Origin of the sequence: Hymenobacter fodinae, from assembly GCF_004745825.1 — a bacterium.
Classification (GTDB): Bacteria; Bacteroidota; Bacteroidia; order Cytophagales; family Hymenobacteraceae; genus Hymenobacter; species Hymenobacter fodinae.
This window is the reverse complement of sequence record NZ_SRLA01000003.1, coordinates 126,146-150,056: the sequence shown is the minus strand read 5'-3', so window position 1 is coordinate 150,056 and position 23,911 is coordinate 126,146. Positions and strand designations below refer to the sequence as shown.

Genomic DNA, 23,911 nt, shown 5'->3' with positions numbered 1-23,911 from the left:
TGGGGGGCAGTTGTCGAAACTGTCGTTGCAGAAAATACTCTTTCTCGTATCCCGCCATCAGCGGGCGCGCTCCTTCGATTTCTTGCCTTACCACTATGGCTGTTACTCCTACCAAATCGCGTGGGACATCAGCGCCCTGCACAAATACGGGTACATCTGCGAGTCCGAGACGCAATACGAGTTGGTCAACCAGCATGGCTTTACCAGCCAGCTCAAACCCGAGGATAAGTCAGCCGTGCTCCACGTGTTCAGGACATACGGTGGCTTCTCCTCGGATGAACTGATAAAGGAGACGTACGTCAACTACCCATATTACGCCATCAAGAGCCGTATTGCCGACCGGGTGCTGACCACGGCGCAGTATCAGCAGGTGCAGCAGCAGGTGCCTCGAAAAGAAGCTCAGACTTTGTTCACAATGGGCTACGAGGGCTTGTCATTGGAACAGTACTTCAACAAGCTGATTATAAACGATGTGAAAGTGCTGTGCGATGTGCGGCGCAACCCATTGAGCCAGAAGGTAGGCTTCTCGAAAGGTACCCTACAGAAAGTGTGTGACGCGCTGGATATCGTGTATGTGCACCTCCCCGAGCTAGGCATTGAAAGCAGCAAGCGGCAGAGCCTGCACACCCAGCGCGATTACGATGAATTATTTGCCGACTACGAAGCCAACCACTTGGTACATCAGGGCGCGGGGCTGGATAAAATTGAGAAGTTACTAGCTGATTACGGACGTGTTACCTTAACTTGCTTTGAAGCATCGCATTGCCAGTGTCACCGGGGACGTGTTGCCCACGCATTGGTTAACCGCCCCAATTTTGATGTGCCTTTGAAACACTTATGAGCTAGCACCCCATTATGCCGAAAACTAAAGTCCTTATCGCCGTTAAGACCTATCCCGCACTATCTAAGAAATACGACGAACTGGTATGTACAGCCGGCTTTCTGCCCGATGGGACGTGGATTCGCATCTTTCCCATCAAGTTCAGGAGCATGGACTACATCAACCAGTACAAGAAATACGACTGGATTGAAATAGACTTGCTCAAGAACGAGGGCGACATCCGGAAGGAGAGCTACCGCCCCCGCACAATTGATGAGGTCCCGACCATCCTGTCCTCGGTAGGAACCCAAAATAACTGGGCTGAGCGCAAGGAAACCGTACTCCGCAATGTGTACACGAACCTCACCCAGCTCATCGAGGATTCGAGGCATTCGAAGCAGCGCCCCGCCCCAACTTCACTCGCCGTATTTAAACCCGCCCGCATCGTGAAATTCGAGTGTCGCCCATGTGAGCGGCAGTGGGATGCCGAAAAACTGCAGGCGCTCAAGCAACAAAGCCTATTTGAGCCAAAAGGCGACTCGGTTCAGGTCGTAAAAAAGCTACCGTACACATTTCACTACACCTTCGAAGACGAGGCGGGCAGACAGAGCACCCTGATGATTGAAGACTGGGAGATTGGTGCCCTGTACTGGAATTGTTTACGCAGTTCTGACAATGACGAACGCCTCGCCTGCGAGAAGGTAAGAGCCAAATACATGGACGAGTTCACTACGCAGAAGGACTTGTATTTCTTTCTCGGTACGCGTCTCACCGAGCACGTGAAAAATTATCCCAACCCATTCTCCATAATCGGTGTCTTCTGCCCCAAGAAAGATGAATTGGTCAAGATATCGGGTAAACCAAAGTCTGCTGGACAGCTAGAATTATTCTAGCCTAGTCACAAGTAACACCTACACAGCGCAAGCCCCAGCATCAACTGATGCTAGGGCTTCTTGCTAGTCGGCAATGAGCAAATTAAGCTTATATCGCAAAACGTTGGCGTGAGTAGGGAGGACGCTCAGCAACTCGGCAACGGAAACTGCGCGGCTTGGTTCCTCTTCTTCCCTGAAGCGGCTACGCCCGGCTTTGAATCCCAACAATTTCTCTATTTTCTCTCCGAGCACATGCCCACGTACGATGATGTAATCGTGCACCGTCGTGCCGTCACGATTGCCAATTACTATGAAACGGTAACTTTTAACTCCATCCTCCCGAGCACCTCCATAGTGGTAAGCAATGAATACGTCGTCGTCGTCTTGGATAGCGCATTCAAAAGATTTGTAACCGGATGGATGACACATCATGCCTTGAAGTTTGAGCTGTTCTAGTTCAGCTAAAAATCGGTGAGCCGCCTTCGTGTTCAGGTAAGTCTTTCTCTTTGCCATGTCTGTGTTGTTGTCTTTTAAGTTTAGAAGTCGATTATGACCTCGCGATGCGGGGTCGCTACATTTTATTTTGCAAGCGACCACTCCTTGATGAATAGAAAAACCCCGACCCACCGAGTTGCCGCTCGATGAATCAGGGTTGGCTATTCTCTTTAAAAAGAGAAGTATTTGGAAAAGGTCGCGGCAACAACCTGCTGAATTTTGCTGGTTATAGCCGCGTTTTTAGAATTGTTTTTTAATAAATTAATTAAAATATATTTTGTTGAATAGCTCGCTATATGTAGAAATATAACTCCGCTCAGTTGATAGAGTCTGATGTAGTTCTAATTCATTGGAAGTTTTCAATGGAAATTGTTGGATGCACACCGTACTTGGTGAAGGCGTCCAGCATACGCTTTTGAATATTAGTTTCGTTCGAGCGTGTAACCGTAATAGAGTCGTGAATAGTTAAGGCAAAGTAGTGCTCAGGGTGGTAGTCCGCCGCGATGCCGGCGATAACCTTGTCGATAATGATTTCCGACTCCATGCGCTGCAAAGCGTGGCTCAGCGCCTTATGGCTTTTTGCCTTTGCCCGGACCACGTAGGCTGCTACGTCCTTGAAAAGACGGTCGAACACCTGCCATTCTTGCGTAAGCATGGCTTTTTCGTTGCGTCCGTACAAAACCCGTTTGAAAAACCCGCGCTTAAACTTCTTGCGGTCGGTGATGGCGACGCCCGCCTCGTTGGCTAAGGTTTCGTAAAGCGTACCTTGCTCACACTCCTTAATATAGTCCGCTATGTTGACGGGCATGGACGCGGTATTATAATGCTGCCGAAGCAGGATAGCCAGCATAAGTGGTTGGGAACAGCGAATGTCGGCGTTAACCAACTCCTCGCCGGTTGGCAGGTAGACGTGCTTCTTGACCTTCGTAGCTAGGTTCGCCCAGTTCTGGTGGATACGTTTGCCGGTCTTATCACGGCTGATGAAAAACTCTTGTTGCTCAATGGCGTGGATGCTGGCGACCCACTTGTTGTAGCACTCGTTCGATTTTTTGCGCTTGTTCTCCTTGTGAGCCGTGGCATAGGCTGCCTTCGCGTCGATTTTGATTTCATGCAAGCAGAAGTGCAGATGGCGGTGCGCGGGGTAGGTCAAGTCGAGCTTGGCGTTCGACTCCTTGCGCTTGCGCTCCATTTTCTTCGCGAATTTATGGTCCACGATGGCGACCTTTTTGGTTTTTACATCCCGGTACGCTTTAGTGAATCTGTAGCGCATGGAACGTGAACCCGCCGCATACGACCGCTTAATCCGAGTAACGGTTTGCACTGGCTCAAAAAAGTCTCCACCCGTGACTTCCTTGGTTTCGGTCAGAGTTTCTATCACCCCTGCGTCGAGCCAGAACTTGATGATTTTGCTGGTGTGACGGGTAGTTAAAAATTCTTCCAAAAGGCTATAATTAACTGGAATTCGAGTTGCTTTGCTCACCCGCGAATCGGTGACGCGGCGTAAGTAGAGTTGGTGGGGGAAGAAGTAGTACTTGTCGATTTGCTTCAGCTCTTTTTTGCCGAGCATGGTTGTTAAATCAATGTTTTCGGGAATAAAAAGTGACTTTTTTTCAGTCGAGTAGACAACTTTTCCCTCTTTTGGTATACCTAATTGGGCGGGCATGGCTCAGATTTATTTTTATCCCGGCGCTTGTTCGAGCAGGCACCGGGATTTTTAATTTTTTACAACGAGCTGAACTTCGCTTCAATGAGAGTGACCGGGTAGTAGCGCAGGCGAACGATGGTGATGAACTCTAACTCGTCTAGGCTCTGCAGAATCTTCCAGCACTTATTGCGGCTGAGCCCGTAGGCACGCTCTATATCACGGGTCGAGACGTACTCGACGTCATTGATTTTAATGGTGTTCATTGGTAAGCTTCATTTAGAATATATATCCAAGTCACGGGACGTGATGTGACGTTTGGACTGGCTTTATAGAAGTATTTATCGGTTTGTTTATTTCTGATGGGACAATTGGAAATAAATAATTTATCTAGGGCGACAGCCCCCTCGTGCTACACGCCACGCCTCCCTAATCCGCCCTCCGCTGGGGCTGCGGGGCGGGGGCGGCTCGCTTCAGGTATGGGCTAGAAGGGAAGCTATAGCCGAGGGCACTATGCATTATTGGTAATAGGTATCTGTTGTAGTATAACTCCCTTCTCTTATGACCTCACATTTTGCAGTCGATGTATTCTTCTTTAGTCACACTCTCCTCTTATCTCCTCGCATTTTCTAGCATCCTTCTGTCCAGTTGGGTTGATTAAATACAGCCCTTACCTGAGCGCAGTACTTTGAGCCAAATTTAATAGTAATGAACGGCTAAAAAAGTTAGTATAATCATGCTGATGAGTTTCCCGATTACTTATATTGCTAGCTCAAAAGCTTCTATATCATGGGTATTTCTAGTTTCTTGAGACCAGAATCACGAGAGTCCTCTGGCATGTTCGTGCCGGACGGTGCGCAGTTCAAAGAATTGACAGACGCGCCTCCGAACGCTTCAATAAACGACTTGGGCAAGCACATGGGCTACCACCCAGACCAGATTCATTATTACTTTGGCGACAATGACCCCGATTCGGAAATTCGCGGGATAATCTTCGAGTTGTTCTCAAGGAACATCATTATGGTCGGTACAAAGAAAACCGTGACCACCATCAATAAGAATAGCCTCACCCACTTTACGAGGCACCTCACAGAGCGAGACTTGATTAACAGCTACAGTGTGAGTTCGAGCTTAAATGATGGAATAAAAAACAAATCGTTGTCGTCTTCCTTCTTGGCGCGGGTCTTAGGGATGAAAGGAGTCGAAAGGGACGGCGTGTTTTACTCGGAGCGGCTTGGGCTGTACCTGTATTTCGTAGACGGCGTGTTAACCGACTTTCAAGCCTCTGACGGCTTGGGCAAGTGGGCAAAGCATTTCAAGCAGATAAATTCCGACATCATCGATGCGTTCGAAGCTGAGGCGAGACGCTATTGGGGCAGCGACAACAAGCAGGTTATGGCGGAGATAAACCGGCAAGCCGATGCGCTAGCTGATATACCCGATGCGATGCAGAACGAGTACCTACCTCTGCATGAAAACACAGATGGGTCGTATAATTTTCACATGATGCTTGTCTGTCACTATGAGCAACCGATTATGCTGGATGAGTTTTTGGTTATCAACCACGGCAGGTACGAGCGTGTGACCGAACGAGAGTTGGGCGATACGAATGCTTATAAAGTAGGCAGGTTCGTATACATATTCAGCGCAGAGGGTGATTTGCTCTTCTCGGATTTAGACAGCGCGGCGTAAAGAATCTACTCGAATCAAAAAGCCCCGGCAGGTCTGACTTACCGGGGCTTTTCGATTTAAAATATCAGGTTAAGCGAAGATACTGGTACGAACTTAAGTTTAGCGCTCCTCAGTCGGTAGCTCGAAGTTCATTAGTTCTCGCATGGGTATCTGCAGTCCATGTGCCAGCGAAATCAGAACGTCTACCGTCACGGCGACCTTTGCCAACTCGATGCGCTGCACCGTTAGCTTTGAGATGTCTGCTATATCAGCTATGGCTTGTTGGGATAAGTTACGCTGCTCGCGGAGTTGCCGCAAATGGCTGCCGAATGCTTCAATCCCTTTACGGTTCTTCGCCCGTTTGTTCACCGAAGCAAGGTCCGACTGCTAGTTGGTTGTGTTGGATACTTAGAGGTATCCAAATTGGGCGCCAGCACCTATATTTGACCACTAAACATTAAGCAGGTGAAGTCCTAAGCCCATCTGTGGACTGCTATGGCTGTGTTAGTGCTACCTAAATTCACTTTATTCCATCTAATACATGACTCCGATTTCGGCATTGCGCCGTTGGCTCTTAGTTGCTGCCTGTGCCTCTCCCTTGTTACTTACTAGTTCACTGCTGCATGCGCAAACTGCGTCGCCACCCGCCAAGACCTATTTTGTGGACGAAGCGGGCAACCGAATAGGGGTGAAGGAGCGGTGGCTAGAAGATGCCAATGGGCAGCGGCATGGCAAGTATCTGCAGTACAATAAAAAAGGATTTGTTATCCAAAGCTTAACTTACGCTCATGGGGTTCTGCATGGTGCTGCTATCGAATATGTTAACAATAATTTTTCAAATTTTCGGACTCCTGATTATTTCGCGAATCGTCCTGATTATAAATTAATCGGCACCTATACCAATGAAAAAAAAACAGGTATTTGGTCAGCCTATCTACACGAATCTAAGCTAGCATATAAAGTATACTACAATGCCAGTGGTAAACTGCTAAAAACTGACCGTTACGATACTACGACCGGAAAGCTTGTAGGAACAGAGATATCGGCAGCAGCCGACAAAATAACTCCGGTGCAAATAGCGCCACCCACACCACCCATTTCCGATGAGGAGCGGAAAAGGAACAGCGAAGCACTAGCTAAATCCCAGCGGGAAAAAGACAATGCGGAACGAATCCGGTACGCAACCCGGGACATCGACACCGGAGGCATCGGCTTTTATCAGGATAGTTATATTCTGAATCGGGCTGGAAGGGAGATGCTCGACACCATTGTCTACTATGTTAATGCCCGGAAGCAGGTAAATAAACCCGTCAAATACATTGACGTGGGTGTACTCACACGAAAAGCTTCCAAGGAGATGGAGAGCCGGCGTGCGATGTATGTTCTGAGTTCGAACCGGGGAGTGGTAATCCGCGCTTATCTGCGTCAAAAATTAGACGATAAAGCTCTTGAAATTAATGTCTACCCGCTGGGTGGTGAATTCAACCGCGACTATAACCACGTAGATGACCATCAGGAAGCGGTACTGTTGAAGATGGATGGAAACGTCGGCTCTTCGTGTGCTTGTCTGCTGAGAGAAGACGACAAGACAACGCTGGCTCAGTACAACATGCCTGCACCTACGAACCGGATTCTGCCGAACGAAGACCTGAAACAAGAGATGTTGAATTCCATTCGGTCGGCGTTCAACAACGCACAAAAGCGGTACGACATGGACAACGTTTCGACTGGTAGAAGCACGAGCGAGAACGGGATGGTATACATCATTCCCACTGAATTTTGGTTGCCGAACATTACAGGGATAATGCCCATTACGCTGACGACCTCAGAAGAGCCGGCAACGTTCCGAAGCCAAGTAAATGCGCTTGTGGATGAGCTGAATAAAACCTATCGGGTGAATATCAAACCAGAGGTATTCTTCACACAAGACTTAAAAAGGAGACCCATTCAATAAGCAGTAATCAGGTCAGTAAGAACAGGTTGCCAACCACAACATTGCGGGCAGGTCATGAACAGGGCAAGGTTTCTCTCATGCTTATTCATTGTGGCAATGTGGAGCACCCGAATTTGTGCCCAATCTTTATCCATAAATCCGCCTGCTGCATGCTGGTGGCAGCATCAGTTCTTACTGAAGCTGAACACCGAGTATGTGGCTGCCCTCAACGAATACCGGCGTGCCCGACACCTACACGCTGCCGCAGCCCGGTTTGAACCCAACCTGATGTACAGTGCCGCCGTGCATAACCGGCGCATGAACGTGCGGGATTCGCTGTACCACGACCCGGAGCAGCACAATGCCGAGCTCATCGGGACGTTGTACTACGTCGAAAGCTGGGAGCCGGGCAAACTGGCACGCCGCATCGTGCGCCAGCTCAACGAGTCAGCACCCCACCGCGCCATACAGGAAGACTCCTACATCTACGTCGCTGTCAGTGCGGAAAAGCAGCGGTTCGTTGTCCGGCTTAGCCGTTCCCCCGAGCCCCGTGACCCACGCCAATATTCGGATTACTGCCAATGTCCATGAGGAAGTACCGCCGCTGGTTCCGTAACACCGTCTTGGTAAGCTGGCTGAGCGCCGGGCTATTTGCCACCATGCTTGCCACCCCGGCAGGTCGAGTATTTGACCGGGCTGTCAGTGCCCATTTTAACTGGCTGGCAGTTCGCTACCTGCGTACTGGTAAACTGACGTGGGGCGAACGGGTACAGCTTATCGCCTTATACAAGCTTATTGCGCTGGGGGGACATATCATCTCGCCTGAGGGGGGAGCCATCATACGGCATTATCTCTGGGAAGGGAAGGGGCGGGACTTGCATCTCGACAGTGCCCATATCAGGTCTTCACCCGTTATTATCCGGCAGTTAGCCAGCATGCGGGTTGGCGAAGTGCGACGGGTAACCTTCAGGATGAATGAGGATTATCGTCTAGCCTGTGCGCTGAATCCCTTGAATTTGCACAAGGAAAAGGACCGGGTGATAATCTGGCAACGCATTGCCTTTGCTCGGGACACCAACACCTACACTCGCCTCGATTACGGCTTGGGTAGAATACTTCTGCTCGACGCTGCTATCCACGCGTTACGTCCTGCCCCGTTTACCGTACACTGTAGCTGGCGCTACTAAAAGAGCGTTGCCAAGTACGATAAATCAAATAGAGTAGGGGTGCTGAATCTGCAACCGCTTAAGGCGGAGTAGATAAAATATGTAGGAAAAGATTGCTATATACACACTGCACAGTGTAGTTAAGAACTTGCCGGCTCGACAATTGATATAAAGACGTCATTCACCACAACATCAAACCGGTAAAAAAACCGGGGATATGTACTAATATATCACTGCATATCATCATGTCTACCCGTGTATTAAAATGGCTTAGGGACGAGCGAGGAATCCTGCTGCTGGACACCTGCCGCCTCCCGCAGGTGGAAGAGTACTTCTGCCCGGCACATGGTGATGTGGTTCACGCTACCCTAGGTCCGGTACACCGGCAATACAGTACCGGTGCCGTGGATGGATGGATTATATGTCCTGAGCATGATATCCAGACTATTGAACGTCTCCCTACCCTTCCCGCAGGGTACGTGGTTATCGGCAAGGAGATTAAGCTTCAGCCTGAATTGTTGTAAGCCCGGCAGTCTGACGCCTACGACCCTGAGCTGTCCTGCCCGTCACAACCTCAAGCTTCTTTATGCCTACTCCCATTCTGAACTGGCTTTGCAACGAAGCCGGGGACCTGATACTGACTGCTGAGAACGAATTGCAACTGAAAGTCTGGTGCAGTGCGTGCCGGGAACTCGTGTCAGCCACGCCTAGTGTGGTCCTGCTGCGAGCGGATGGGGTGAGGATGGCTATTATGATGTGTCCCCGTCCCGAGCATGGTCCCCTGTACCCGTGGGTAGATTTGCCAGCTTTACCACATGGTTTCTACGAGGCAGATGGTCTAATCGAGAGGGAGAAAGAATGCTCGCGCTGAGGCGGGTAACTCAAAATTATTCATCAGCGCCCTTGGCGGACCCAGCGGGCATGTCCGGGTCTGACGATAATGTGCAGGGCATGCAGGCGGTACTTGATGACGGTCCTGCTCACGCCAAACCGTTGCGCAAGGTAGTTTAAAGTGGACCGGTAGTCTTCGCGGTTTACGGGCTGGTGGTCACAGTAGATGGTGCCCCGGTTCCGGGAGATGCCGAGGTGTATCTGATAGGCAATCAGATGGACCCGTAAAGCGTCCTCAGGCAGCAGTAGCGCAGCAGCGAACTGATTGGCTTGCCATTCAATCCAGTGCTTGGGATTGGTCAGTTCATGCCTGCCCAGTGCCACGTTGTAGGCAGAGTCCCGGAAACTGTCATAGAGCTGCTGACTCAGGTGCAGCTCACGGTGCAGAAAGAAGTGCCCGAGTTCGTGGGCGAGAACGAAAGCAAACCGGGGAGTATCCCGGATAGCGGGGGTAATGTAAATGACGGAAGCAGCTACGTCGAATTCCCCCAGTATGTCGTTGCCTTGGGCATCGTGCCCCAGTAGCATCGTGGTTTCAACCCGAACTCCGTAGGTTGCCTCCAGATGGGATAGGAAGCCGCTCAAATCTACTGGGCGGTATTCTTTCAGTAAGGAGGGCTTGTAATTGCCCAGTAGTGCCACAGCACGGTTCTCAAGGGCTGCCGCTGACCAGTAGCGCAAGCCCGGTACCTGCTCCGTCGCCGGGGCGAATAGGTTAGCCAGAAACAGATGGACCTGCAGGGCAATTTCCAGCGGGTCTTCCTCAGCATGCGGTGCTGCGGGACGCGCTTTTTTGGGAAGCCGGATGGTGTAGCCTTCACTGCTGGTTTCCAGCAGCATCATGCCTTTGGCACGGGCATACTTGAATGCCCCTTCCTGAAAAGTACTGTCCGTAATGAAGACCCCTTTGACGTTGACGCCCGCAACTTGGGCGATTTTGGCATAGAACTCTTCTACATCATTAACAGGTACAGGGTGACTGTAGCTTTTGCATTCGATAATAAAAAGGAAGGAGTAGGTCGGCGCACCCGGCAACCATACTTCAATTGCCAAATCGAAAATAATATCCGTCTCCCGGTCACGGGAGTAATATTTCTTCTTTTTGAAGACCCTGCTGCTCTGCGGGAGGATTCCTAATTGACCACTCTGCACCGCTTGTTCAATCAGCCTGTAAGCTTTCTCCTCAAACGCATCGCCTTTCGCAGTGGTGTTCATATGGATGATTTACGAACAGGACGTATTTCCGATGGCTAATTTAGTTGCAACTTAAATTGCTAGTGAAATCGCGTAACTATATTCATCGTCGTAATGCCCCAGCATAGATTGAAAATAGATTTTGATTAATGCTTCATAAGAATGGGCTACAAATGTTATCGGGTAAGACTGTTGAAAATAAACCGCCGCATAACTATGCTACATTCTTAGCACGTCCGTTGTCAGTATGTAGCAGACTTATTTGACTGCTTTGACCCTTACCTCTGTTCCCATGACAAAGACCTATGTTACTTACATACGCGTGTCCACCGCTAAGCAAGGAGCGAGTGGGTTAGGAATGGAAGCACAACGCACGATAGTCAATACATTCATCGATAGTACGAGTGCCATCATTCGGGAATATGTGGAAGTGGAATCGGGCAAGAATAATAATCGACCTATCCTCGCTCAAGCTATTGCGGACTGCAAGCGTAATGGTTACACCTTACTAATCGCTAAACTAGACCGTCTTTCACGCTCGGTGTCCTTCTTGTTCAATCTAATGGATACGAAGGTGGATTTTGTTGCTGCTGACCTGCCAACCGCGAACACGCTAACCATTGGTATATTTGCCACGATAGCCCAGTATGAACGAGAGCTGACTAGCTCGCGCACGCGAGCCGCGTTGCAAGCCAAGAGAGCGAGAGGCGAAGAACTCGGAAATGCGACCAACTTTACAGACGAAACACGTGCCTTGGGACGGGCTGCTATGCAACTCAATGCTCGTATGGCAGAGGCAAACGTGAAAGCAACTTATATCATAGACCTTATCCTGCAGAATCCTCAGCGTCACACATTGCGCGATATTGCTGCTGTATTAAATGCACAAGGATATCGGACGCGCCGCGGAAAAAAATTTACCAGTGTACAAGTTCTGAGGCTAGCAAAAACTTCGGGTAAAACAGCTTAATCAGCTTTTTGAAGCAAGTAGAAGTAGGAAATTTGTCTATACGAAAGGTAACAGAGGTATATTCAATTTTAATTTAATCTTCTATCAGTAGCTCGAGCTTGCGCCGTCGTAACACGGCTTGATAGTCACCAAGTAGCATGTGGTATTGCTCTCTAGTAGCAGCGGTAATGTACAAATAGGCAGTCTTACCACCAATAAGCGTTTTTGAGCTTCTATAATGCTTTCGGTCCCACGTGTATGCCTTGCTAATATACACAGTACGGCGCCGCCCGCAGTGGGTATATTCAATCTCCACTTTCATATTTAATCTATCCTTGAAAAATTCCTTTTTCATAAAGTCGTAAATAAGCTTATGGGCGTCTTTGATATCATGGTACTTTAGCCATTTACACCGGTCGTCGACTCGCATAGTGTTAAATAAGTGCAGGTTTGAAAGAGAGGATTTGTGAGTTAGGGAGAGGCTGCGGAAGAAGTGATATGCTTCAATCTGTTGCCTACATTCAGGTGGTTAAGGACCTTCTATTAGCTGATTAGAAAGGTAATTCAAGCTACTGCCTTCATATCAAGATTTGCTTCTATAGCCTTATGAGGCATAATGAAGGCTTTACCTAATTCTTTCTCGTTCATTGTACCGTCTCCATAGACGTCGAGTATCATCTTCAACTCTGCATGACCAACAATATTTTTGATACTCGTGATTTTAGTGCCTTTTTCGAGTGCAATATTTATGAATGTCTTTCGTGCTGTATGTGCTCCCAATAGGTCGCGTTTAGGCTTGATTTCTTCCTTCGCTTGATTTTGTTTGAAGTGGGTGCGTACATGAGGCTGACCAAGCAGGTCGTGTCGTTCCAATATGCGCTTCATGTAATAGCTGACCTGTGCGGTGTATTTCACTTCTGAGAAATCGAACTTATAGTCTTGAAGCAAGGCGAGAGCATCAGCAGTTAAAGGGATGGTAACCTCTTCACTCACCTTTTGCTGCACTATGACAATCTTATCGTCATTTATATGTGCTTCAGTCACGCGGCGCGCATCAACAAATCGCAGTCCCGTATTCGCCATAAAGACGTAAAAGTCGCGGTGTAGCTTTTCCCTTTCAGTTAAGCATGTTAATCCTTTGATGAGATTCAACTCATCTGAGTTGAGGAATACTACTTTTCGGTTTTGCTTTCTCTTGACTCCATGCTTCCACTTGCGAATTTTAGAGTCGTCCACGCCTGCCTGCTCAGCATAGAAGTAATAAACGCTCTTAAATTTCTGGATAAGTTCGCGCACGGTGCCATTGCGTAGCCCTACGACGAATTCGCCTTCCTTGTCCTTGACCCGTTGCTTCTTTTCTGTAAGCAGAAAGTCTCTGAAGGCTTCCAACGTTTCCACAGTAATTTCATCAATGCGCAAGCGTGGATTCCACTCTTTGACAGCATTCAGCACATTGGTGTAGTTATCCTGTGAACGCTGCCTCAATGTATTCTTGTGTTTCCCAATAAACAGTTTAACGTAGGCGGTGAAGAGCTTCTGGGGTTGTATGTTGCCCGCAAAGGCTTCTTGAATTTCAATACGCTGCTTTAATTCTGCTACCAGCTTTTGTGCCTCTTCGAGTTGTTGGTGCAAGGTTAGCACAAGACGTGGGGCGGTTTCCTTCAACAGCCGACTACTTTCTGCTCTTGCCTGCTCGAATGCCACTACGCTTGTGTACGCTTCTTCAAGGGCAGCTTTAAACGGCTCAACTCCACGACTACGGCATAATTCTAGAGCCAAATTGATATTGTTTTCCAATACCTGAATCTTTTTATTCAGCTCAGTGGCGTCTGGGCGACCTAATACCTTTCCCTTGTCTTTGTCAAACTGATTAGGAAAGACAACAACATTCGCAGCCTTAACAAAGGGCACCTTGTCTATGTGCTGATGATGGGTGTGCTTGATAGATATAGTAACCAGCCCAGACTTATTGGTGCGAAGCAAGTAGGATAATTTTGACATGGTCTTCGTGCCGATAGCTCATTTGAGCTTTTGCGGCAGCAAGATTACACGTCTAAAGCAATATAGCAAGATGTATAAATAATACGCTACATCTCTGTTTTTTTCATCATAGGGTCTGGCTAAACGTAGAAAGCTCCGTTGCAGCATCTGCCATAAGAGCTTTTGTTTAGATTTTCAACCATGTCTATTTTTAGGATTTTTTATAGTTGAGTTAGTTAGTCCAAATAAATTAGATACCAGCTACTTGCGCAGCTAGTGTATGTATCAAGCGTGTATCAAATCTGGTTATTGTAAGTAAGCCCAAACCCATCTGATTAGCTCATAAGAACCCCATATAATTAGTCCTCCAATGATAGATAAAATACTGATAGACAGTAAAATTAGTCCCTTGCCGCTGCCTTGGTATTTACCCTCGGCATAGTGGCGGCGCAGCAGGCGCACGTTCCGGTCGTTGGCTTTATAGGCGAAGTCGAAAATGTTGCCGACCACGGGAATGGCGCCGATAATTGTGTCGAAAATGACGTTTAGCAGCATGCGGATTACCAGCTGGCCGCTGGCACCGTGCCGCATCATCGTGAGAATGAGAACACCGGAAATAGCCAGTGAAGGCAAGCCGCCCACTACCGGAATCAAGCCCATCAGCGGATCAAGTCCGAAGCGCCAGCTAGTGCCCGGAACCCGGAATTGGCTGTCCATCAAGTGAGAAACGCGCTCTACCCATTGCAGGCGGTTATCTTGGTCAGAAGTGCTCATAGTGGTAGGGAGGAAAGGAGAAGTAATCCTCCATACGGCGTTTAGAAGGCAGAGTAAACAGGTGCCTTCATGAAGTGGCTTAGGCTGGTCAGTTGCTAGGCCACTAAAGTCGAATGCCCAGACAAGAAACATTCTTGCTGGGCATTCGGGCAGCTGTTGGGCTGGCCTAGATGGCGGGTTTCACTTCAAACTGGTAGCGTGCAGAGCCGCTTAGCCCATCGGAAGACAACCCCTGCACCACCACCACGTACGTGCCGGGTTGGTCAGAGGTGTAAAACTCCAATGTAGTGGGGCTAGTGCCGGTGGTAGTTACCTCTGGGTTCCAGTAAAGCAGATTGCGCAGGTCAGGCAGACGGCGCTGTTTTTCTTCGGCGCTGTTGTAGCTGGGAGAGTAGAACTCCCGCTGGTACTGCAGCCCCTCATACTCCTGAATGAGCGCCCGTGGATTAAGCTCGAAACCGGCCAGATCACCCTTGTACGTGCTGTAGCTCACAATGCCGTTGTAACGCGCTGCACCCTGAAAATAGTTGCTCGTCATCACCTCCAGCTTTTGAATTTTCAGCGGGTCCATGGCCATGATCTTATTGATATTAAAGACCGGGACCCCGTCGAGCAGCACAAGGGGATTCTCCTGGAATATCGCCTTGTTGATATGGTCCATGACCATGAAGTGAAAGCCATCTTTGCGTAGTCGCACTTGCACCCCGGGCACGTATTCGCGCATGACCTCTTCTAGCACCTTAAAACGGGTGTAGTCATCGAGGTTGTACTTTTCATCGGGTTTGCCATAGAAGGCCGTACTATCAGTGGCCAGAGGCCGGCGGTAAAGGGCCTGTTGCTTACCGAAGTAGGCATTCTGCGTTTGCATTTCCAGGCTGCGGTTCAGAATGTCCTGCTGGTTCTGCTCTGAAAAGGCGAACGGTACCGGCCGCGCTTTAGGGTACTGCAGCGAGAACGGATTCAGCAGTTCAATCTGGTAAGTACTATCCCGTTGGGTATTGGTCTGAACAATAAGGTCATTGGTGCTATACAGCCCCGTGGGCTCAAACTGAATAATGCCATCCGCATTACTCATAGAGTTATAAAGGGTGACTTTACGGCTAGGGGAGGCCAGGTACGTCATAATATCCGGGGCTGGTTTGCCCGTTCCTACCTGCGTAACCCGGCCCATAACCAGTAACCCATTTACTTCTGGAGCATACGTGAAGCGCTTAGTAGGGGCAGATAGGACGTCCGTCCAACGAAAGCGACTCCAGCCATGCGTGAGCATCAAATTATCAGCGGCCAGTGCTGCATCTGGGCCCGTGGCACTCACGTAATAATCAGGGTTCTCAATGGCTCCTTTCAAGTCAGAGGTAAGCCACAAGTAACTGTTGATAGTGGGCTGCGCAGGGGAGGCCAAGGAATCAAGCCGATAAACGGCCAGTGATACAGTAGCCGGAACCGCTTGGGCTTGAGCTGAGGTAGTAGCCACCTGCAGATTTACTTTGGCGCGTGTGCCGTAGGTCTTCTGGGTGGTAGCGGCGGCAATGGTCAACTGGTGGGCTGGCCGCGTGAAATATAGCCGCTCGCACAAGGGTTTCTTTTCTTGGTTGAATAGCGTGAAGTGCGTGATGCCCTCGGCTAACTCCTTCTTGCTGACGAGTACGGTAGCTTTGCCCTCCTGCAAACGAGTAACCGCCGATACCGACACCTGTTGCCGGGAGTGGCCTAGCAGCAGTAATTCCTCGGAGGAGCGCCCGGCTATCGTCGACTCAATGCTTACTTTGAGTTGATCGGGGCTGAGGTCTTCTACCCGCAGCACTACTCCCTGCGGTGCCACGGCGGGCAGCTTGCGGGAAAAGGCCTGCTTGGACGGTAGCGTAAGTACGGCTGTGTAAACTGCTCCAGCGTCCTTGGGAGTAAATATAAAGCTCCCCAGTCCGTGCTTGAGCGTACTGAACGAGGCCACTACTACGCCGCGCTGGTCTACGAGCGTGCCGGTGGCCGCTAGGCCTCTGCCGGCTTTATCAACAACCTGGAAGGCCACTTTGCTTGCAACATCCTTCACCAAGGCGCCTCCTTCCGGAAAAAACTGCGCTGCGTAGGAAGTAGTATCCTTGGCGCTTTTCAGGCCTAGTGAAGTGCGGGTGTTGATAATGGTAATGGTGCTCTGAAAGAAATTTTCCGCCGGAAAATTCTTCATCCAGCTGGTATAGGCCCGGAGTGTATAGTTGCCCGATGCCAACGAAGCTGGCAAGGATAGGGAGCCCTGGCCCTTTGCCTGCTGCAACTCCACTTTCGTTTGGAGTACCGGGCGTTGGTCTTTGTCTAACACTTCCACGTAGGCCACCTTGCTCACATCAAGCGGCCGATGCTGCGCGCCATCTACGGCGTTTATTTTGAACCATAGGATTTCGCCACTCAGGTACAAGGGCCGGTCGTGGTGGAGGAAGAGCTTTTCTTGCAGGGCCCGCTGACTGTACGCCGTGAAGTGCTTCGTGATAGCGCGTAGAGAGTCGGTTTGTGCATGAGCAGCTGGCAGGCCTAGGCCAAGCAACAGGCCGAGCAAAGCCACTTTAGCACTAGCAACAGTAAAACGACGATATCGGGGGGCTATTGGATAAAAGAGCATGAGGGTAAAAATGTGGCTCAGAGTAGGATATAGGCCCTTATCCGGTGTGAAGGCGGTCGTGGGCTACTTCAGCGGGCAACTAGGTAAGCCGAAGAATTTAGCTAACAGACGGCAAGACTGCTGCTAGGCCTAGTAGGTTAAAACTTGAAGTTGTAAGTAACACTAGGAATAGGCTGCGCAAACACAGACAACTGATACCCCTTGATCTGTCCGTTCACCGATTTAAAGTACACGGAATAAGGATTTTTGCGGCCCGTTAGGTTGTACACAGAGAGCGTCCAGGAACTGTGCGCCAGCTTTTTCACCTTGTGGTTGCCCTCGATATTGAAAGCAAAATCGGTGCGGTAGTAGTCGGGTACGCGGTATTCGTTTCTCTGCGAATAATACACCCGGGTAGAGTTACCAATAGTGTACTTAGCCAGGGGTAGTGTAATAGGCCGACCCGTGCTGTAAGTAAAGTTGAGGGAGGTGCTGAAACGGCGGCTAAACCGGTAATTCCCAATCATGGTGAAGTCATGGGGCTTATCGAAGTTGCTGGGATAGTATTTACCGCCATTCACTACATCAGAAGTAGCCGGTGAATTAACCTGCACCAGGGAACGGGAATAGGTATAGCTCACCCAGCCATTTATTTTGCCCGTTACCTTCCGAACCATCACTTCCACCCCATAGGCCTTACCTTCCGCATTCACCACGTCGGTTTCAATGTGGTGGTTCAGTAGGAGTGTGGCGCCGCTTTTGTAGTCCACAAAATCGTGCATGACCTTATAGTAGGTCTCCACCGAGGTTTCAATGGTATTACTCTTGAAGTTGCGGTAGTAGCCCAGGGCTATCTGGTCGCCAACCTGTGGGCGGATATGCGTATCGCTTAGCTTCCAGGTATCGGTTGGCGACATAGAAGCGGTATTGGACAGCATGTGGATGTATTGCCGCATGCGGTTGAAGCTCAGCTTCACGGAGGAGTTGTCGGAGAGGGCATACTTGGCCGATAGGCGATACTCGGGTCCATGGTAGGTAGCACTCACTTGTCCCGATTTGTAAGAAACGGTATCCGTGATGGTGTTCTCCGTTTTTGAAACGCCAGGCACGTACTGGTACACGTCTCGGGGACCCAGCGCATTGTACAGGGAGTAGCGCAAGCCAATAGATAACGAGAAACGCGGAGAAAAATCAATGCGGTCGGAGGCATAGAGGGCGCTTTCCAGTCCTTTCTCGTGCGGCAACACATCCTGAACAATCAACGACTCAGCACCAAGGGGCGAGAGGCTGCCCGGCATGTTGTCGTAGAGAATAGAGCTGACCCCGAAATCGAAGGTGTGCTTGGCGCTGTGGAAGTAGTTGAAGTCGGCTTGAGCGCTGGTCTGCCCAATTTTGTACTGCAGCCTAGAGGCATTCACCGGGTTTTCCTCGCTGGTGATATTGTACTGGTAGCGGCTCATTGCGCCGGTCAGCACCCCGTACAGCTTGTTATTGAAGATGTGCTTCCACTTGACGCTGCCGTTAAGATTCTCATACTTGTAGAGCGTATCGTTAGCTAGCTTAAACTGGTCGTGGCTACTGTAAGCCGTAACGAAAAGCGCATCCTTCTCACTGAACTCGTGGCTGATGTGGGCATTTACATCATAAAAGGAAGCGGAGCTTTGCTTGAGCTTACTGTTAGGTAGCTTGTGCAGCACCCAATCGGAGTAGCTGGTGCGGCCACTTACAATAAAGGACGTTTTATCCTTGATGATGGGCCCCTCCAGTGTAAGGCGGCTCGTGAGCAGGCCAATACCACCTGCACCCGAAAATTTCTTCTTGTTACCGTCGCGCGTGGCAATATCTAACACCGAGGAAAGGCGGCCACCATACTTCGCCGGAATGCCGCTCTTGTAAAGCTCAACCGATTTTAGAATATCCGGATTAAAGGCCGAGAAAAAGCCAAACAAGTGCGAGGGATTGTACACCGTGGCGTCGTTAAACAAGATCAGGTTTTGGTCGGTAGCGCCACCGCGCACGTTGAGGCCCGTGCTGCCTTCCCCCACTGATTTCACGCCCGGCAACGTAAGAACTACACGCAAAATATCAGCTTCGCCAAAAGCAGTTGGAACTTGCTTGATGGTTTTAATATCGAGCCGTTCAACCCCCATTTGCATGCCCGATACGTTCCGGTCCTTCTCGGCTTCAATTACAACTTCCTTCAGGGTATTGATGTCCTCCTCTAGCTCCAGTTCCAGCTTACCGTCGCTGTTGAGCATAATCAGCCGCTTGGAGTTCTTAATGCCAATGCCCCGAATTTTGAGCTCATGACGGCCGACGGGTAGGGTAAGGGAGTAATAGCCGAACTGGTCAGTGGAAGTGCCAATATTGGGCGTCTCAATAAACACCGAAGCCCCGATGACGGGCTCGCCTGATTTGCTTTCGCGCACGTGGCCTGCCAGAGTAGCCGTTTTGCCCGTAGCAGAGCCCGGTAGGCCTATCTCCGCAACCGTGGCCTTAAGCGTGCTGCCGGAGCGTGCTTTTGCCCGCGGACTTTGCTCAGCAGTGGCGGGCTCATCTTCGTAGGCCACTTGGCCATCAGGTTTGAAGTATCCAATGGGCAATTCTGTGCGGATAGGCGAGCCTTCCGTTATGAACACCCGGTTTCTAGTATCGACTGCGAAGCGGAGCGTACTGCCCTTAAAGGTGCGCCGCAAAACCGTGTCGAGCGGAATGGCAGTTTCATGTACCGTGACGGTAATTTTCTGCACGTTCGCCGGATCGAAATAGAAACGATACGAAGTCTGGCCTTCTATTTCCTTGGCGAACTGTTCGAAAGGAGCCTTATCTAAATTTAAAGTGATTAAGGGAGAAGTAGCGACCTGGCTGTAGGCTGAAAAGCCACTAAAGCATAAAAGAAATAATAAGTATCGGAGATAAAGTGTTTTCATGGAAAGGCGATAGGGGGCAGTCGAAAAAAATAAAAAGAATACGAGTGTTAATTAACGTGTTGTTGAAACAGCGTACTGCGCCAGTTGAACAAGCGTGGCGGCTCGATTTGCTTTATTAAATTTTAACTTATTGCTCCTGGCAAATTTTTGAATATCTGATTTTTTGTCGGGGAATAAATTCGCTAAGTCGTTAATGCTACTAATACGGTAATACGCAGTGTCTTTATATGCAAAGTAGTTTACATGCTCAGTAAATATGGCGTGCACCACGCCTTGTTCTGCCTTGGTTTTCATTTCCTTATCCCATTTCGCATACACTTGCAAGCCCTGGTTGAAGAGCAGATCATAGAAACCGGTTGTAATAAGTGGTTTTTCTACGGTCGGTGTAGTTAACCGGACAAAGGTGTGGCCTAGCAGCGAAAAGGATTTAACCTTTTCATTCACCAATCGAAACTTTAATGTGCTGCTAGGATGCGTTAGGACAACCTGGCCTAAGTGAATATCATATAGAATGGGAATATTCGTAAACTGCTGGCCATCGTACTCGATCTTGCCTAGCTGTTCTTCGGCTTTACTGAAAAACTGATGCCCGGTATTATTGCGATAATATTTATCGTAAAAAATATATTCGGGACCGTTATACAAGCGTGAATTGATATCGATGCCCTCTGCATATTTCTGACGATAATTTGCGACAGAAGTCAGAGCCGGGGAAGATTCGCTGGTTGTAGTCTGGCTGTAGATTGGGTGGGCGACTAGTAAACCAGAAGTAATGGCTCCGAATAAGTATAATTTGTTCATGTAGGGAAGCTTGAATGACAACAAAGCAGCCAAGGTAAGACAGGCGGCAGGAGTCAGAAATGGAGTTGATAACGCGGTGCTCTGCTTGATAACTAGCTTGCTGAAGAATAATCCAGGATAGTCAGATTGGGCACCTGTGAGGTAGAAAGAACGGCGGTATCAGAATACTCGAGCAGGTAAATGTCTGCTGTATTAAAGCTTCAAAAACGGGTAGTAACGTAACACCAGACCGTGTGCATGACACTACCGATAGTCTATTACACGGCAATTACTCTAAAAGCAACCGGCCTAGAGCTTATTACCGCATTGCTATACTAGAGCTAAAGAAACAACTTTTCTGGATATAGACCAGATTCCACGAACTGAAAAGGAAGCTGCCTGTTTTATGCCACGTGTCGGCTGCCCTAGCAACGGCGGTCGAATCCCTTCCTTTCTAATTAACGCTACTATGCAAACTCGCACCTTAGGTCCCCAGGGGCCTCAAGTTTCTGCTCTAGGCCTAGGCTGTATGGGCATGTCGGATTTTTACGCGGGCCGCGATGATGCGGAAAGCTTGCGCACTCTGGATCGTGCTCTGGAGTTGGGCGTTACCTTCTTTGATACGGCCGATATGTACGGCCCCTACACCAATGAAGAGCTGGTGGGCAAAGCCCTGCGCGGACGCCGTGATAAAGTAGTATTAGCCACCAAGTTCGGAATTCAGCGCGACCCGAACGACCCTACCAAGCGCGGCATCAACGGCAGGCCGGAGTACGTGCGCCAAGCTTGTGAGGCCAGTTTGCGCCGGTTGGGTACCGACTATATTGACGTGTACTACCAGCACCGCGTCGACCCCAACACGCCCATTGAGGAAACGGTAGGAGCTATGGCTGAGCTAGTAAAAGAGGGCAAGGTGCGGTACCTAGGCCTATCGGAAGCGGCAGCGGATACAATCCGGCGGGCGCAGGCCGTGCACCCCATAACGGCCCTGCAAACAGAATATTCGCTGTGGAGCCGCGACCCGGAAGACGAACTACTGCAGACCTGCCAGGAGTTGGGTATCGGCTTTGTGGCTTACTCGCCCCTCGGCCGCGGATTTCTGACCGGGCAAATTCAGCGGTTTGAAGATTTAGCCGAGGATGACTACCGGCGTCATACCCCGCGGTTTCAGGGCGAGAATTTCCAGAAGAACCTCGATTTAGTTGCCCGGATTCGAGAAATGGCGGAGGAAAAGGGCGTAACCCCGGGGCAGCTAGCCTTGGCCTGGGTATTGGCGCAGGGAGAGCACATTGTGCCAATCCCGGGCACCAAACGGGTGCCTTACCTGGAGGAGAACGTAGGAGCCGCCGAAATCCAGCTGAGCCTGGATGACTTGGCGCGCATCGACCAGATTGCCCCACAACAAGCTGCCGCCGGCCTCCGCTACCCCGAGCAAATGATGGGTGCTGTAAACGGCTAACCAGTAAAATGGAAAATGTTGTGGCCACGAACTGAGCCTAGCACTGCTAGGCCAGTAACCACCATTTCGCAAACGCAAAACGCCCCTGACGTTCAGTTCAGGGGCGTTTTGTTGCTTTAGGTTTCAGCAGCCATAGTGAGCAGCCACGGAGAAATGAAGCGGCAGAGGGAAGCGCTTCGGCTGGCCTAGCTACCGCCGGATGGGCGGGAGCAGATCAATCCAGCCATCTTCACTTACTACAACGGCCAGCACTGCGTAGCGGCTGCTTTCTACGTAACGCAACGCTGAGTTATAACGGGAGCCGCGGGAGGAGTCGCCTTTTTCGGTGGCTAGGCCATCTAGGATGGCGCCAATGGCATAGCACGTACCGGCGGGGTCAATGAGCACGGCCCCGTCAATGTTGGTTACCAAGCGAAGCACGGATGGGGTCATGAGGCGAGGTGCCACCCGAAAGCACTGCCGAGTGAGGCGAGCAGCCTCCTGCGCTGCCCCTTCGGAGATGACGAGGATGGTGCCACTGGTTTGGGAGGTAGCTTTGAGCGTGAGCTCCCAGAGGTAGGCGGCTCCGGCGGCATCTACCATCGGAAACACCCTACGAATGGCTTGCGCAAAGTTCTCCTCATCTACAGTACCCTGGGGCAGGCGGGGGGTATTGGACACCACCTTCATCATGATGTGCCCGTCATGATTCAGCTCCCAGCTATAGTGCTTGGTGAAGTCGACGGTAAACAGGGGTTCGTACTGCGGGTCGGTGCGCTCAACCAGGTACCCCAAGCCAAACACATCCGTGGCGTCGGTGAGCAAGGCATTGCGGTCCTCGCTGAGCTCCAGTAACTTCCGGATGCGGCGGTAGTCGCGCAGCGGAATCGGGGAGTCGAGGGTGAGGATAGGTACCACGGCCGGATGGTTGCGCCGCGACACTATCATGGTTCCCACGCCTTCGTCTCCCTCGTGGCGCAGGGCCGCTACTCCGTTGCAGGCATCGTAGAGGCCGTGGGTGCCGGCGGCAGCCCGCAGCATAAAGCGCCGCCCGGCGGCGCGCAACACTTCGTTGTAGTCACGGTCGAGCACGGGACGGTCGTCGTCGGTGTCTGACTCCCGCAAGCCCCGGGAGGCGTCCTGCAGAAACTCCTGCACAGTAGCCATGAGCAGCGACGTAGAGCGAGTACCACCCTTGCCTGGCAATGAGTAATATGCTTGGTAGGCCTCTAAGGAAAGCTGAAGCACGATAATTACTTGGTAATTATACACGCCCACAGGTTGGGAGCAGAAACTGACCCGCTCTTCGCGGTGCTTGGCTACCAAGTCGTTGAGGGTATGCTCGGTGGCACGACGCAGCAGCTCATACCAGCGCTGCTTCTCGTAACGGTCGTGGTCGAGGGGGTGCAGGTGGTACACCACTTCGCGCGGACCATCGGGCTCCAGGGAAGCTGCCCGAGCTTTCACGGCCGCGAAATCAGCAGGTTGGTACCGGTGGGTAACGGGCTCAATAACTACGGCTTCGGGGTCATCGGCCTCGCGGGCTGAGGCTAGGCCCAACAGAAAAACTTCCGGCTTTAACGTCCGATCGAGCAAATTGAACACGCCATCGGCAAAAAGCTGAGCCGAGACGCGAAAAAGACTTTGATTTTCCCACATAGGGTAGGCAGGCGGGGAGGGAGTGAGGGGCAAACCGTCAAGTACGGAAAAAGCCAGTAGAAGGTGGTCAGAGCAGGCGGCAACTTTCCGGCCATTTTTAGCAAACATCCCACTCCTTCGCGCG

General features: G+C 50.4%; 19 protein-coding genes. 8 read left to right on the top strand and 11 right to left on the bottom strand.

Annotation, left to right across the window (positions count from 1 at the left end):
• Window positions 1-10 precede the first annotated feature (10 nt).
• Complete coding sequence (locus tag EU556_RS14625; protein WP_210116294.1) at window positions 11-841, top strand: DUF488 domain-containing protein; 831 nt, start codon at window positions 11-13, stop codon at window positions 839-841.
• Between the two features lie 14 nt (window positions 842-855).
• Window positions 856-1,713 carry a hypothetical protein gene (locus EU556_RS14620; RefSeq protein ID WP_135434896.1) on the top strand — a complete coding sequence of 286 codons (858 nt, stop codon included), beginning with the start codon at window positions 856-858 and terminating at the stop codon, window positions 1,711-1,713.
• A gap of 63 nt (window positions 1,714-1,776) precedes the next feature.
• On the opposite strand, the gene EU556_RS14615 is transcribed toward EU556_RS14620, so the two are convergent.
• The 3 genes from EU556_RS14615 to EU556_RS14605 all read right to left on the bottom strand — a co-directional run bounded on the left by EU556_RS14615 (window position 1,777) and on the right by EU556_RS14605 (window position 4,095).
• A complete protein-coding gene (locus tag EU556_RS14615; protein ID WP_135434895.1) occupies window positions 1,777-2,205 on the bottom strand; it encodes a hypothetical protein in 429 nt (142 codons plus the stop codon).
• Between the two features lie 328 nt (window positions 2,206-2,533).
• Window positions 2,534-3,850, bottom strand: a complete 1,317-nt coding sequence (locus EU556_RS14610) for a hypothetical protein (RefSeq protein ID WP_135434894.1) — start codon at window positions 3,848-3,850, stop codon at window positions 2,534-2,536.
• A gap of 59 nt (window positions 3,851-3,909) precedes the next feature.
• The gene (locus EU556_RS14605) at window positions 3,910-4,095 is read right to left on the bottom strand and encodes a hypothetical protein (RefSeq protein ID WP_135434893.1); all 186 of its coding nucleotides are present in this window, start codon (window positions 4,093-4,095) and stop codon (window positions 3,910-3,912) included.
• 523 nt (window positions 4,096-4,618) lie between these two features.
• Between EU556_RS14605 and EU556_RS14600 the strand changes: the two genes are divergently transcribed.
• Window positions 4,619-5,521: a hypothetical protein gene (locus EU556_RS14600; protein WP_135434892.1), complete on the top strand. Its 903-nt coding sequence runs from the start codon at window positions 4,619-4,621 to the stop codon at window positions 5,519-5,521.
• Between the two features lie 99 nt (window positions 5,522-5,620).
• On the opposite strand, the gene EU556_RS26840 is transcribed toward EU556_RS14600, so the two are convergent.
• Entirely contained in the window at window positions 5,621-5,869 is a 249-nt protein-coding gene (locus tag EU556_RS26840; protein ID WP_135434891.1) for a helix-turn-helix domain-containing protein, read from the bottom strand.
• Window positions 5,870-6,041: 172 nt separating this feature from the next.
• Between EU556_RS26840 and EU556_RS14590 the strand changes: the two genes are divergently transcribed.
• The 3 genes from EU556_RS14590 to EU556_RS14580 all read left to right on the top strand — a co-directional run bounded on the left by EU556_RS14590 (window position 6,042) and on the right by EU556_RS14580 (window position 8,620).
• Window positions 6,042-7,454 carry a toxin-antitoxin system YwqK family antitoxin gene (locus EU556_RS14590; RefSeq protein ID WP_135434890.1) on the top strand — a complete coding sequence of 471 codons (1,413 nt, stop codon included), beginning with the start codon at window positions 6,042-6,044 and terminating at the stop codon, window positions 7,452-7,454.
• Between the two features lie 195 nt (window positions 7,455-7,649).
• Window positions 7,650-8,024, top strand: a complete 375-nt coding sequence (locus tag EU556_RS14585; RefSeq protein ID WP_135434889.1) for a hypothetical protein — start codon at window positions 7,650-7,652, stop codon at window positions 8,022-8,024.
• Entirely contained in the window at window positions 8,021-8,620 is a 600-nt protein-coding gene (locus tag EU556_RS14580) for a hypothetical protein (protein WP_135434888.1), read from the top strand. Before EU556_RS14585 ends, EU556_RS14580 begins: the two co-directional genes overlap by 4 nt.
• A gap of 873 nt (window positions 8,621-9,493) precedes the next feature.
• Here the strand turns inward: EU556_RS14580 and EU556_RS14575 are convergent.
• Complete coding sequence (locus tag EU556_RS14575) at window positions 9,494-10,705, bottom strand: ImmA/IrrE family metallo-endopeptidase (RefSeq protein ID WP_135434887.1); 1,212 nt, start codon at window positions 10,703-10,705, stop codon at window positions 9,494-9,496.
• Window positions 10,706-10,976: 271 nt separating this feature from the next.
• On the opposite strand from EU556_RS14575, the gene EU556_RS14570 reads away from it, so the two are divergent.
• Window positions 10,977-11,654 (top strand): recombinase family protein, encoded by a 678-nt coding sequence (locus EU556_RS14570; protein ID WP_135434886.1) that lies wholly within the window; start codon window positions 10,977-10,979, stop codon window positions 11,652-11,654.
• A gap of 543 nt (window positions 11,655-12,197) precedes the next feature.
• Here EU556_RS14570 and EU556_RS14565 read toward each other — a convergent pair.
• The 5 genes from EU556_RS14565 to EU556_RS14545 all read right to left on the bottom strand — a co-directional run bounded on the left by EU556_RS14565 (window position 12,198) and on the right by EU556_RS14545 (window position 20,711).
• On the bottom strand, window positions 12,198-13,634 hold the full coding sequence (locus tag EU556_RS14565; RefSeq protein ID WP_135434885.1) for a tyrosine-type recombinase/integrase: 1,437 nt from the start codon (window positions 13,632-13,634) through the stop codon (window positions 12,198-12,200).
• A 285-nt stretch (window positions 13,635-13,919) separates the two neighbouring features.
• Complete coding sequence (locus EU556_RS14560; RefSeq protein ID WP_135434884.1) at window positions 13,920-14,387, bottom strand: DUF4112 domain-containing protein; 468 nt, start codon at window positions 14,385-14,387, stop codon at window positions 13,920-13,922.
• Window positions 14,388-14,553: 166 nt separating this feature from the next.
• A complete protein-coding gene (locus EU556_RS14555; RefSeq protein ID WP_135434883.1) occupies window positions 14,554-16,944 on the bottom strand; it encodes a hypothetical protein in 2,391 nt (796 codons plus the stop codon).
• Window positions 16,945-17,138: 194 nt separating this feature from the next.
• Window positions 17,139-19,910: a TonB-dependent receptor gene (locus EU556_RS14550; protein ID WP_135434882.1), complete on the bottom strand. Its 2,772-nt coding sequence runs from the start codon at window positions 19,908-19,910 to the stop codon at window positions 17,139-17,141.
• Between the two features lie 51 nt (window positions 19,911-19,961).
• A complete protein-coding gene (locus tag EU556_RS14545) occupies window positions 19,962-20,711 on the bottom strand; it encodes a hypothetical protein (protein ID WP_135434881.1) in 750 nt (249 codons plus the stop codon).
• A 448-nt stretch (window positions 20,712-21,159) separates the two neighbouring features.
• On the opposite strand from EU556_RS14545, the gene EU556_RS14540 reads away from it, so the two are divergent.
• On the top strand, window positions 21,160-22,149 hold the full coding sequence (locus EU556_RS14540; protein ID WP_135434880.1) for an aldo/keto reductase: 990 nt from the start codon (window positions 21,160-21,162) through the stop codon (window positions 22,147-22,149).
• Between the two features lie 189 nt (window positions 22,150-22,338).
• Here EU556_RS14540 and EU556_RS14535 read toward each other — a convergent pair whose 3' ends face one another.
• The gene (locus EU556_RS14535) at window positions 22,339-23,787 is read right to left on the bottom strand and encodes a diadenylate cyclase (RefSeq protein ID WP_167855586.1); all 1,449 of its coding nucleotides are present in this window, start codon (window positions 23,785-23,787) and stop codon (window positions 22,339-22,341) included.
• Window positions 23,788-23,911 lie beyond the last annotated feature (124 nt).

Bases quoted from the DNA above. Each gene is read 5' to 3' on its own strand.
- EU556_RS14620 (WP_135434896.1), top strand. From the start codon at position 856: ATGCCGAAAACTAAAGTCCTTATCGCCGTTAAGACCTATCCCGCACTA.
- EU556_RS14615 (WP_135434895.1), bottom strand. From the start codon at position 2,205: ATGGCAAAGAGAAAGACTTACCTGAACACGAAGGCGGCTCACCGATTT.
- EU556_RS14610 (WP_135434894.1), bottom strand. From the start codon at position 3,850: ATGCCCGCCCAATTAGGTATACCAAAAGAGGGAAAAGTTGTCTACTCG.
- EU556_RS14605 (WP_135434893.1), bottom strand. From the start codon at position 4,095: ATGAACACCATTAAAATCAATGACGTCGAGTACGTCTCGACCCGTGAT.
- EU556_RS14600 (WP_135434892.1), top strand. From the start codon at position 4,619: ATGGGTATTTCTAGTTTCTTGAGACCAGAATCACGAGAGTCCTCTGGC.
- EU556_RS14590 (WP_135434890.1), top strand. From the start codon at position 6,042: ATGACTCCGATTTCGGCATTGCGCCGTTGGCTCTTAGTTGCTGCCTGT.
- EU556_RS14580 (WP_135434888.1), top strand. From the start codon at position 8,021: ATGAGGAAGTACCGCCGCTGGTTCCGTAACACCGTCTTGGTAAGCTGG.
- EU556_RS14575 (WP_135434887.1), bottom strand. From the start codon at position 10,705: ATGAACACCACTGCGAAAGGCGATGCGTTTGAGGAGAAAGCTTACAGG.
- EU556_RS14570 (WP_135434886.1), top strand. From the start codon at position 10,977: ATGACAAAGACCTATGTTACTTACATACGCGTGTCCACCGCTAAGCAA.
- EU556_RS14565 (WP_135434885.1), bottom strand. From the start codon at position 13,634: ATGTCAAAATTATCCTACTTGCTTCGCACCAATAAGTCTGGGCTGGTT.
- EU556_RS14560 (WP_135434884.1), bottom strand. From the start codon at position 14,387: ATGAGCACTTCTGACCAAGATAACCGCCTGCAATGGGTAGAGCGCGTT.
- EU556_RS14550 (WP_135434882.1), bottom strand. From the start codon at position 19,910: ATGAAAACACTTTATCTCCGATACTTATTATTTCTTTTATGCTTTAGT.
- EU556_RS14545 (WP_135434881.1), bottom strand. From the start codon at position 20,711: ATGAACAAATTATACTTATTCGGAGCCATTACTTCTGGTTTACTAGTC.
- EU556_RS14540 (WP_135434880.1), top strand. From the start codon at position 21,160: ATGCAAACTCGCACCTTAGGTCCCCAGGGGCCTCAAGTTTCTGCTCTA.
- EU556_RS14535 (WP_167855586.1), bottom strand. From the start codon at position 23,787: ATGTGGGAAAATCAAAGTCTTTTTCGCGTCTCGGCTCAGCTTTTTGCC.